This window comes from Malaciobacter marinus, assembly GCF_003544855.1.
Lineage (GTDB): Bacteria > Campylobacterota > Campylobacteria > Campylobacterales > Arcobacteraceae > Malaciobacter > Malaciobacter marinus.
Window position 1 is genome coordinate 1,598,722 of sequence record NZ_CP032101.1, and the last position, 14,160, is coordinate 1,612,881.

The window sequence follows — 14,160 nt, forward strand, 5'->3', positions numbered from 1 at the left end:
CTAAGGTACATCTATTAAATCTATCGTTAAAGTAGTGTCACCATCTAAATTATAAACTCCACCATCATCAATAGAGTTAGCACTTCCTGAAACAGAACTATTATGCTCTTGTGAATCTGAAGTTGTGAAGCTTAAATTTTCAGCTTGTTCTTTAGTTAATGAAAGTTTTAAATCACCACTTGAATTTCCTAACCAATCTTCAACCATACTATTTGTAAGCTCAAACTCTTTATCTAAATCACTACTAAAGCCTGCTCCACCATTAAGTGATGAAATATCAATATTCTCAATACCATTAAAGTTTTCCAAGTTTCCAAATAATTTATCTAAATCATTAGTTACTTCAATTCCATTACCACTTAATGAAATAGTATCACTATTAGCTCCACCTTCAATATTAAAGTTACCAATATTACTAAAATCTAAAGAGAAGTTATCATCTCCAGCTTTTCCATCAATATTACTTGGTTCATCCAAGTCTAAAACAATATTATCTGAAGCACTAGAAAGATTTAGATTTTCAAAACTACTTAGATTTGAAAAGTCTAAATTTCCATTAACTGAACTATTATCAAACTCAATAGTATCACTTCCACCATTTGCATCTATACTATTAAAGTTTGTATTAAAATCATTAAACTGTGTTGTATCATCAAATAAAATAATATCATTGCCATTTGATAGATTTAAATTCTCAAAACCACTTACATTTGTTAAAACATCAGAATCAATTGTTCCTGAACTAGTTATATTTAAACTATCATTCCCACCTTGTGCATTTATAGTATCATTTAATGTAAGATTATTTATACCTACATTTACAGTATCATCTCCAGCACCTAAATTTGCTACATCATCACCACTACTTAAATTTAAAATATCATTATTACTACTTCCTTGAATAGTAACATTTGATGCACTATCATTTATAGTAACAGTTCCTAAAGTACTACTTACATTACTTAAGTCTAAACTAGAATCATCTGCATTTACTATTAAATTTCCATTTCCTGTTACAGATGTATTGCCTAAAATAGAATCATCTAAACTCATTGTTCCAGAACTAATATTTATACTATCAACATTAGTTAAGTTTCCACTATAAGTTGCAGTTCCCAACCAGTTTACATTTATAGTATCAACTGTTAAATCACTAAAGTCCATAGATAAAGCATCTTGTAAATTATTTACTGTTAATACTCCATTTCCACTTATTGTAGAAGCATCTATTTTACTAGCATTTACAATTAGTTGTGAATCTACTATGATTGAGTTCGCACTATTTATAGTTGCACCATCAGAAATAGTCATTACTCCATTGCTAATTGTTAAATTTGAACTACCTAAATTTCCTGTAAATGTTCCTGTACCTGACCAATCTACATTTGCATTATTTCCACTTATTTTTGTTAAATCCATTGAAGTAGCTAACTCTAAATTATTTATATTTAAAATTGAATTATTTGTAATTGTTGTAGCACTATTTAAAATATTTGCATCTACCTTCATAGTTCCTGAACTAATTGTCAATTTATCTACATTAGTTAAATTACCAATATATACACCAGTTCCTGACCAATCTACATTTAATGTATCTGGATTTATATTTGTAAAGTTAGTATTTAGCATCTCATCAAGATTTGTAACACTTAAAGTTCCAGCACCATTTACAATTTTTGCACTTATAACTGAAGCATCTGTTGTAAATGTTGTACCATTTGCTATTGTTAAAATATCTACATTTTCTAAATTGCCAGTATAAACAACATTAGCATTTGAGAAAGCATTTACATTTAAACTTCCTAAAACAGATGAAAAATCTGCATCTGGTGTTGCATGAAGATTTGTAATATTTAAAGAACCTTCTCCTATAAACTCTTTATTAGTTACTTTTGATGCATCTATATTTAATACTGCATTATTTACTACTTTTACTTTTGAATCACCTAAGTTTCCTGTAAAAGTAGTAGTTGAACTAAACTCTATTATTTCATTAATACTATTATCTAAGTTTAATATTGAACTGAAATCTGTTGAACTATTAGAATCAACTTCAATAACTGCACTTCCTGAACCATTTATAACTTTTGAAACTGCTTGTGCCTCACTTAATATTAATGTAACAGCTGCACTTACAGCAAAAACATCAAATAGGTTATTATTTCCTAGGTTTCTTGAACTTAAATCAACATCTTGTTTTACATCAAGAGTTACAGTTCCAGTTCCTTTTGTAATTGAAATATTTGCAAAATCATGCTCACTTGGATTTGATGTTGCTTCAACTATTAAGTTTGCATCACCTTGAAGTTCTATTTGCATATCTTTATTATCTAAATCTCTTGCACTTAAAGTTAAAGTATCCCCATCTTGTACTACAATTTTTTCAAAATTCAATAACGTAACATTTGATAAGTCTAAATCTTTACTTAAGGTTAAAGTATCAGTTCCTTCTTGAGCATCTAAAATATCAAGATTTTGTGTTGAACTTAAAATAAAATTGTCATCACCATTTGAAGTTTTTATACTCTCAATATTTTTTAATATATCACTATTTGTACCATTTGTAACAGTAGTAGGATTTATTCCATCAATTGTTACAGTTAGGTTTTGATTTATTGCAGTTGAATAATCAACTAAATCATTTGAGTTTCCACCATCAATTTCAAGATTATCTATAGAATCATTTATAAATGTATCTTCTTGATTTGAACCAATATAGTTCTCAAAGTTTGCAAAAGTATCATTTCCATCTCCTGTTGAAGTACCATTTGTTATATCAACTCTAACAGAAGAAGCAGCACCACTATAACTTAAGGTATCGTTATTAGAGTTTCCTGCTATAAGTGAATTGTTTAAAGAGTTCCCTTCAACAGTATTTGTACCATTTCCTACTTTTACATGCTCAACTTGTGAAATAACATCATTTCCATTATCTCCACTTGCTGTTTGTGTTCTTAAATTTACATTTGATGAAGTATTTGCACCTAAATCACTAATAGAGTAATCAATCCAATCCTCTCCTGTACCACCAATAATTTTATCATTTCCACTTCCTGAATAAATAGTATCATTTCCAGAGCCACCATCAATAGTATCATCTCCACCATTTCCAGTTAAAATATCAGCTCCATCTCTTCCTTCAAATACATTTTTATCATCATTTCCTGTAATACTATCATTTGCTAAAGTTCCATAAAAACCTTCAATACTTGTTAAAGTATCATTTCCTGCAAGATTTATATTTGCATTTCCCAAAGCATCTAAAGTTACATTTAAAGATGAAGAAAAAGAGCTATAATCAACAATATCTGTATTGTTCCCACCATTTATTTCATCATCTCCATCTCCAGATTTTGCAATGAAAATATCATTTCCATCGCCACCATTTAATACATCATTATCAACTCCACCATCTAATATATCAGCTCCACCATCTCCATTTAAAGTATCAACTCCTGACATACCATAAAGTTTATCATCACTTGCATTACCACTTAAGGTATTACTATTTGCATTTCCATAAATAGTATCATTTGAATTACTTCCAATTACATTCTCAATTGAACTTAAACTATCAGTTCCCTCACCTGTTGCTTGATTTGCAGATAATCCACCTTGAGTTATATTATCTATGTTTACTTTTACTCCAGCATTTGAAGCTGTATAATCAATAGTATCATTTCCCTCTCCACCAATTAGTCTATCATTTCCATTTCCACCAATTAGTGTATCATTATCATCTCCACCATCTAAAGTATCATCTCCATCAAGTCCATATATTTCATCATTACCAGCATTCCCTTTTAATGTATTACCATTTGAACTTGAATCTGTACCTGTTATCTTATCATCTTTAGAAGAACCTATAACATTCTCAATACTTACTAAGGCTTGATTATATTGTGTTCCTGCGTTTGTAAATACTGCATTATCTTGTGTTTGCAAATCAACAGCAACACCATCTACTGTATCAATAATTGAAAAATCAAGAGTATCTTCATCTCCTAAACCACCTATAATTTGGTCATTTCCTAATGAAACATAAAAATAATCATCTCCACTTCCACCAGTGATTTTATTTATATCAACACTACCAGCAAAAGTATCATTATATGAAGTACCTTCAATATTCTCTATATTTACTACACTCTCTTCATTAGAAAAAGAATCAATTAATCTATTTGAATTTAATACCCCACCATCATAAGAGATTGAAGTATCACTTATATTTACAACAACTCCTTGTGTTCCTTCTTTAAATTGTAGTGTATCAACATCTAAACCATCTGCATTTGAACCACCATTTATTAAATCAACACCTTCATCACTAATTAAAGTATCACTGTCTAAGCCTCCATATAAACTATCATTTCCTGTTCCACCAATTAAAGTATCATTTCCAGTATCACCTCTTAAAATATCATCATTAGAACCACCATCTAAATAATCATTTCCAGAGCCACCATCTAAATCATCATTTCCTGATTCTGCATAGATTGTATCATTTCCATTTCCAGCATTAATATCATCATTTCCAGAGCCACCATTTAAGTAATCATTTCCATTATCTCCATAAATAGTATCATCTCCACCATTTGCATAGATTGTATCATTACCATTTTCTGCGTCAATAATATTTTTATTATCATCAGCACTCATAATGTCTTTATAATCAGTCAAATCAAAATTTTCAATATCAACTGTTCCATCACTATTTTTATATAAATAATCAGTTGCACCTCTACCATCTTTAACTTGATAAAAATCATAAGTGCCATCACTTAAAGAATCAATTCCATTAATATTTATAGATGATGTTAAGATAGATTCATTACTATCATTTGTATCTCCATCACCATTTAAATCAATATTCTTTAAGATTATTACTGAACCTTGATTTTCTCCTGAGTAGCCATTCTCTCCATCATAATCAAGTGTATCTATTCCATCTGCACCAATTATTGTATCATTTCCATAATTTGCATAAATTCTATCATTACCCAAACCTGCATCATATAAGTCATTTCCATCTCTACCATCAAGAGTATCATTTCCACCATACATAATAAAAGTATTATCTATATTACTTCCTCTTACTACTTGGCTATTATTTGCACTATTATCAATTACATTTTCTATATCATAAATACGAGAATCATTAGCCCAAGCACTTTGTAAATCAATATTACCGCTAGTATAATACTCTAAACTTAGCCAATCACCATTTACATGTGTTCCACCATTTAAAATATCTTCTCCAGCTGATAAGTAAAGTGTATCATCTCCACCATTTGCAAAAATTGAGTTATCTTCACTATTCCCACCTAAAGTATCAGCATTATTTGAGCCATTAATATTCTCAATTTGTGTTATGTAATCTACTTGATTTGAATCATTACTATTTATAACTTTTGAATAAGTCTCTTCTAAAATTGCATCTAAAGCATTATCATTTGCTTCATCAATTGTTTCATCTAAATTTACAATAATTCCATTATTAGATGAACTATAATCAATCCAATCTTCTTCTATATCTTCAATGGCATTTGCACCTATTAAAATATCTCCATCAAGTCCACCTGTTAAAGTATCAACTCCTGCATCACCAAAAGCAATATCTTGAACTCCTGCACCAGTTGAGATTATGTCGTTATTATCTCCACCATAAATAGTATCAACTCCACCTAAACCTGAAAGTTTATCTTCGCCTCCATATCCAAAAATCTTATTATTGTTATTATTTCCTGTTAAAGTATCCGCATAATTTAAAGTTCCACCAATATTTTCAATATTTACAATAGAACTCTCTTCATTTCCATATCCATCATCAATTACTTTTGAGTTTGATAAATCAACAATAACTTTTGAAGTAGTATCATAAAAATCGATTATATCTTCATCTTCTCCACCATCATATGAGTCAATTCCAGTTCCACCTCTTAAAGTATCATCTCCTGCTCCACCTTTTAAAGCATCATTTCCACCTGCACCAATGATAATATCATTACCTTCATATCCATCTAATGAGTTATTATGCTCATCACCTGTAATACTATCATCAAATTTTGAACCAAAAATATTCTCAATATCCAAAATTGTTGTATTTCCTAATCCACCAGAAATAGTTCCATCTTGCATACTAACTGTTACACTAGAATCAATAGCTTTAAAACTTAACCAATCTCCTCCACCAGAAGTTGTACTGTTTGTTCCACCATCTATACTATCTCCACCATCTGTTGCAATGATAGTATCATCACCACTTCCAGCTTTAATATCATTTGTTGAAGATGTTCCCATAATAGTATCATTATTATTTGAACCTATAATATTCTCAATATCAGTTACATCATCTTGTGTTCCAAATCCATCATCCATAACTTCATGTGCAACTGTATTTTTATTGTCATCTATTTTTCCAAGATATACTTTTACACTACTATTTGCATCACTAAAATCAAGAGTATCTGTACCACTACTTCCATCAATTACATCATTTCCTGCTTGACCATTAATAGTATCATTTCCTGCTCCACCATCAATACTATCATCTCCAATTCCACCATTTATAGTATCATTGTTACTTTCACCATAAAATGTATCATTATAATTTTCTCCTGCAAGAGCAGTTCCATTAAACCCTGAAATTACATCTGCATAGTTTGAACCTTTGATTATTTCTATATGATCATTTAAAGTATCTTCACCATCTGTAGTACTTGAAATAAGACCATAATCTCCATTACCCTCATTTAAAGTTACAGTAATTCCTGAATCTGAATTAGTATAACTTAAAGTATCTACATCACTTCCACCTTCAAAGGTATCATTTCCAGTACCTCCATAAAGTGTATCAGCTCCTGAGTCACCTTTTAAAGTATCATTACCTTCATTACCATAAAGTGTATCATCATCACTTCCACCTGAAATTATATCTTTTCCAGTTCCACCTTTTAACTCATCATTTCCAGCTTCTCCACTAATACTATCATCACCTTCTCTTGAGTTGATAATATCATTTCCTGCATTTCCTATTAGTGTATTACTATTGCTATCTCCATAAAGTTTATCATCACCTGTTGTTCCAATAACTCTTTCAATACTTTCTAATCTATCTTTTACAGCAACTCCAGCATTTTGATAACCATCATCTGTTGCTTCTTGTAAACCTAAATCAACAATAACAGCATTTCCACCATTTGCTAAATCTACATTACTATAATCAACTGTATCAATACCTTCACCACCTAAAATAGTATCGCTACCTTTTGAAGAGATAAATGAGTCATCTGCTTTATATCCATCTAAAATATTTATACTATTTATATCATCATCACCTTTGATAATATCACTATTTTTTGTTCCTTTTACGTTTTCTATACCATTTAAAGTATCACTTATAGTTGCATCTGTAACAAGCTGAACTTGGTCGTTTGCTCTTGATAAATTTACATTAATAGCATTATCATTTTTAATATAAGAGTAATCAACAGTATCATTTCCTGTATCTGTTGTTTCATCTCCACCATATATAGTATCAGAGTCTAAACCACCTAAAATAGTATCATTACCATCTTCTCCCATTAAAGTATCAGCACCACCTGCACCAATAATAGTATCGTTTGAAGCACCTGCTTTTATGATATTTGATTCACTATTTCCTGCTAAAATATCTTCTTGATTTGAACCATTTAAATCTTGTATATCATATAATCTATCAACTCCTTCTCCTGTAGAAGTTTGTGTTGCTAGATTAAGTATTGACTCCTCAAAAAAGTCTATATTTGAGTTTGTTTCAGATAGATTTACTTTTACACCAGTTGAAGAGTTACTATAATCAACTAAATCTCTACTTGAATCTTTACTTGAAATATTTTCATTATTTCCATAAATAATATCATCACCTGTTCCACCTCTAAAAGTATCACTTCCATCTCCACCAATTAAAGTATCAGAACCAGCATTTCCATAAAGAGTATCTTGCTCATCTCCACCTTCAAACTTATTATCACTTGAATCTCCAATAATTATATCTTTTGAATTTGTTCCAACTATATTCTCAATTCCAGAGATAAACTCTTGGTTTCCATATCCATCATCTTGAACTTTATAAGAAGATTGTGTTCCTAAAGTTTGAGAAGCAGTTAAATCAACTTTTATACCTTGTGTTCCATCAGAAAAATCAATAGTATCATCATTTCCTTCTCCACCATCAATATAATCACTTCCTTCTAAACCTTTAAAGCTATCATTTCCACCTAAGCCAATTAGTGTATTATCTTTTTCATCTGCTATGATATTATCATTTGCTTCTGTACCTATTACATTTTCAATATTTCTTAAAGTATCTGTTTTGCTATTTGAAGTTGCTGTTCCTTCTGCACTATTTGAGCTATCATTATCTAAGTCTAAATCAACAGTTACACCAAAAGCTAAATCTGAGAAATCTGCTGTATCAATATCATCTCCACCATCTATAACATCGGCACCTTCACCACCTCTAATAGTATCATTTCCACTTCCAGTTTTAATATCATTTGAAGCACTATCTGCATAAATAGTATCGTCTTTATCTCCACTTATTATATTTTCAACACCATCTAAAAACTCTTTATTACCAAAGCCATCATTTTCAACTCTATAAGTGCCTTCACTTCCTTCAACTTGTGTCTTTGTCATATCAATAATTACATTTTCAGTACCTGCTTCAAAATTTGCTGTATCAATTCCAGCTCCACCTATTATTTTATCAGCACCTTGAAGACCAACTAAATAATCATCTCCACTTCTTCCTTCTAAAGTATTATTATCACTATTACCTTTAATATAATCATTTTTATCAGAGCCTATAATATTTTCAATATTTGTAATAGTATCTACTCCATATTCATTATGAACTCTTTGTGCAGATGAAACTGTTAAATCAACTTCTATACCACTGTATAAATCATTTGCTACCTCATCTCCTACATATCTATTATCAGAAGTATCATCATTTATAGCAATAGTACTATAATCTAAAGTATCACTTGTTCCATTTTGTGTTGTATCATCATTATCATCACCATTTAAAATATCATCTCCAGCCCCAGCAATTATATAGTCATTACCAGCTCCACCTTCAACAACATCTTCTCCTGCAAGTTCAGAAATAGTATCATCCCCAGCTAAACCTTTTAATGTATTATTTAATGAATTACCAACTATTGTATCAGCATCAACAGCAAGATTAGTACCTGTAATATTTTCTATTGACTCAAAAGTATCAATACCAATACTTGCTCCAACAGCTATTGAGTTAGATATATTTGCATTTATTGATGAACTTTCATTACTATAATCAGCAGTATCACTTCCTTCACCACCTTTAAGCTTATCATCATTTGCTCCACCAATTAGTGTATCATCTCCATAACCTCCAAATAGTGTATCTTCTCCTGCTCCACCACTTAAAGTATCATCATTTACTAAACTTGCGCTACTATTTTTATCATCTCCATAAATAATATCATTGTCATCTCCACCTTCAATATAATCAACTCCATCATCTCCATAAATAGTATCAAGTCCACTTCCACCAATTAAAGTCTCTGTTCCTGATATATTATCTCCACCATCAATTACATCATTTCCTAAACTTCCATCAATATAATCAGTACCTTGATTACCTTTTAATGTATTATTTCCACTATCTCCTGTGATTATATCTGCTTTATTTGTTCCATAAATATTCTCTATATTTACTATTGTATGATTTGAAGTATCACTATTTACTGTAACTGTTGATACTGTTGAATCATTTAATGTTACATTAACTCCTGTAGTCATTGATGTAGTATCTAATGAGCTATAATCTACTGTATCACTACCTCTTGTACTATCATCTTCATTTCCACCATCAATAATATCTGCTGTAAAATCATTATCAATAAAAATATCATTTCCAGAACTTCCATAAAGTCTATCGCCAGAGCTTCCACCTGTTATAGTATCATCACCTGCTCCACCATCTATATAATCTACTCCTGCTTTACCATCTAAAGAGTCATTTCCTGCCATTCCAAATAAAGTATTATTATCAGCATTACCTAAAATAGTATCATTTCCTGCTGTTCCTGTAATATTTTCAATATCTTTTATCTTATCATTTGAAGAGTTTATTCCACTTACTGTTACAGTTGAGTAATCTTGCGTATCAATAGAGTCTAAATCAACTACTATTTTTGTTGCACCATTTGAACTATAATCAATAGTATCTCCTCTTGATTCAAGACCTTGAGAGTTTGTATTTGATTCTGAAGCATCAATAATATTTGTAGTATCTAATTTTGTAATAAAAGTATCATCAAAATCTGTTCCAACAACATTTTCTATTTGTGTGATTGTATCTGTTAAAATATTTCCATTAACTTCTTTAGTTGTTGTTTGTGCATCTAAGTTTGCAACAATTCCTGCTGTTAAAGCAGCATATGTATAAAGTACAGTATCAACTCCTGTTGAACCATTTAATGAGTTTACTCTATCATTTCCTCTAAAAGTATCATCTCCACTTGTTCCAATTGCATTCTCTATTGAAACAATAGTATCACTTTTTACAATAGTGTTTGAATTATTAGAGTCATAGATATTTGCTGTTTGAGAAGTTAAATCAATATTAGCATAGTATTGAACATCAACTATTGCACTATAATCAATAGTATCACTATCTTCTCCTCCATCTATTTTATCATTCCCATCAAAAATATCTGTTGTATATGTAGCTTTAAAAATATCATCTCCACTTCCTCCAGTTAATGTATCATCTCCTTCTTGTCCATAAACTGTATCATTTCCTGTTTGACCATCAATACTATCATTACCTTCTCCACCATATAGTAAATCATTATTATCTCCACCATAAATAGTGTCTTCACCCTCTTTTGCATATACAGTATCATCTGCACCCATACCTGAAATAATATTTTTCTCACTATTTCCAGTAATAGTATCTTTTCCTAGATTTGAACCAACAATATTTTCTATTCCATAAAGTTTATCTGTACCTTGGTCTTGAGAAGTTGCTGTTCCTTCTTCATTATCTTCTGCTAAATTTACAGTCATTCCTGTAATTGCTTGAGAGTAATCAACTGTATCAATACCACTATCATTAGATTCATCGCCTCCATAAACTATATCTTGTTTATTATCAGCTTGTTCAAAAGTAATAGTATCATTACCCAATCCTGCATAAATAGTATCTGCACCTAAACCACCATTTATTTCATCATCACCACTTCCAGCATAAACAGTATCATCGCCATTTTCGGCATTTATTTCATCTGCTCCTTCTTCAGCATATAAAATATCTTTACCATCTCCACCAAGAAGTTTGTCATCACCATCTCCAGCATATATAGTATCATCACCCGCTTTTCCATCTAAAGTATCATTTCCTGAGTTTGTACTATTTGCAATATCAGCTCCACCATAAAGTTTATCACTTCCAGCTTGTCCACTTATAGTATCATCACCACCCATACCTTGGATTTTATTTAGATTAAAATCACCAGTAATATCATCATTGTATTCAGTACCAATTACATACTCAATTTGTGTTAAAGTATGAGTATTTCCAGCAATATCAACAGTTGCAGTTGTTACTCCATCAAGATTTACAGTAATACCTTGATCAACGCCTTGATAATTTACAGTATCGTAATTATCTCCACCAATAATCTCATCACCAGTAGCATCAGCAGTATTATCAATAATAAACATATCATCGCCACTTCCACCAATAAGTTTATCAGCTCCACCAGCACCTTTTAAAGTATCAGAACCACCATTTCCTTCTAAAGTATTAGTCTCATCATTACCTGAAATTGTATCATTATTATTAGTACCATTAATATTTTCTATACCATATACTTTATCAGTATAATTAGGTGTAGTAAAATCCATATCAGAAGAGGAAGAGACTTTTATTTGTGAAGAGCCATCAGCTAAAGTTGTTCCTAAATCAACAAATATTTTATTATTATCATTTATTTCATTACTATAATCAATCGTATCTGAATTACTTGTATCAATATGAGAACCATCAGTTTGTAGTTTTCCTCCATAAATAATATCATCTGATAAAGAACTAATAAAGCTATCATCTCCACTATTTCCTTGTAAAATATTTTTTACATCACTACCAGCTATTTTATCATTTGAGTTACCACCAATTACATTCTCTATTGAATATAAATTATCTTTATCATTAGTATCTACAACAGCCGTTCCTGCTTGTAAATCAATATCAACTGATTTTGAAGTTAGATACTCATAACTTACAGTGTCATATTCAATTGTAGTTTCACTTTGGCCTTTTTTATATCCATAAATTTCATCATTTCCACCATTACCTGATAAGAAATCTGCACCTAAACTACCTTGAATCTCATTTGCTTTTGAGTTACCTATAATTGTATCATCAACACTAGAACCAATAATATTTTCAACATCTTTTACAACATCATTGTCTCCATTAGAAACTGTAACTTCCCAAGAATCCTTAACAACTCCTCCATCAAAAGCAACACTTGCTGCACCACTTAAATCAAGATTTATACTCTCATTTAATTTACTATAATCAATAGTATCTACACCACTAGAACCATCAATATAATCAACCCCATCATTTGCATTAGTTGCAACAATTGTATCATCACCACTTCCAGCATATACAGTATCATTCCCAGCTCTTGTTTCCACATAATCATCATAAGCCTTAGACTCAATAATATTAGCTTCATCACTACCAAAAATTGTATCTGATGCAAAGTTTGAACCTATTACATTCTCTATTCCATATAATTCATCAATACCTTGACCTTGGTCTCCTATTGCACCATCAGAACGACCTTCTTCTGTACCATTTGCATCTAATCCACCAGTGGCATTTACATCTAAATCAATAGTTAAAGACTCTAAAGCATTTGTATAATCAACAGTATCTACTCCATTTCCAGTATCAGTATGAGTTGAACTATTATCATCATATGTTCCACCATATATTTTATCACTTCCAACTCCACCTGTTAAAGTATCATTTCCATCTCCACCTTCTAAGATGTCATCTCCACTTCCACCAAGTAAGGTATCATCTCCTATTTCACCTTGTAGTCTATCAATTCCAGCTTCACCACTTAAAATATCATTACCTGCTTGTCCAACTAATGAGTTATTTTGAACATCACCTTTAATACTATCACTATCTTGAGTACCTTTTATATGTTCTACGTTTAATATAGTATCACTACTTGTTTGTCCATTTACATTTACTTGAGCCTCATTTGCCCCATCTAAAGTTACTTCAATACCATTTGTAGAAGAGTTTAAATCATCTAATACTACAGAATAATCTGCCCAATCTGATGTGCCAACTCCCCCATCAAAATAGTCAACTCCATCATCACCACTTTCTAAAATACCATCATTATTTGTATCAGTTCCAGCAATAAAAGTATCATTTCCACTTCCTAAAATAATAGAGTTATCTTCACTGCTTCCAATGACTTTATCATCTTTAGATGAACCTATAATATTTTGTATATTTAAAATAGTATCAATATCAGTAGTTCCACTACTATCAACAACAGTTTGAGCTTGTGTTGTACTTAGATTTACAGTTACACCATTTGTAGTATAATATTCATAAGATACTGTATCTTCTTGAGCTGTATCTCCTCCATTTATGATATTAGTTTTATTATCTTCATTCATTTTAAAAGTATCAGAAGAACTACCACCAATTGCATTTTCAATATCTATTAAAGTATCAGTTTCAGTTGAAGTTGTAGCCTTATTTGTTTTAAAATCTACCTCAACAGCTACATTTTTTTCAATAAATGAAGCTGTATCATTTCCAGCTCCTCCGTTTATTACATCATTCCCACCTTGTCCACTTAAAGTATCATCACCATCTAAGCCAACTAAGGTGTTTTTATCATCATCACCTGTAATAGTATCATTTCCATTAGTTCCTGTGATATTCTCCATATTTTTCAAATAATCACTTGTAACTACTGCTCCATCTTGATAAATATCAGCTTTATAATAACCTTGAGCATCTGCACTAGTTGACAAGTCAATTACTACTTTATCATCAGTACTATCAACATTTACTTCTTCATA

General features: G+C 30.7%; 1 protein-coding gene (only partly in view). It reads right to left on the bottom strand.

Translation table 11 applies throughout. From position 1 onward, the window contains the following. Window positions 1–14,160, bottom strand: the final stretch of a protein-coding gene (locus AMRN_RS07940) for a beta strand repeat-containing protein (protein WP_099311181.1). Its footprint extends 18,270 nt past the window's final position; only the last 14,160 of its 32,430 coding nucleotides appear in the window; the start codon falls outside the window, past its right edge — the gene reads right to left on this strand; its stop codon occupies window positions 1–3.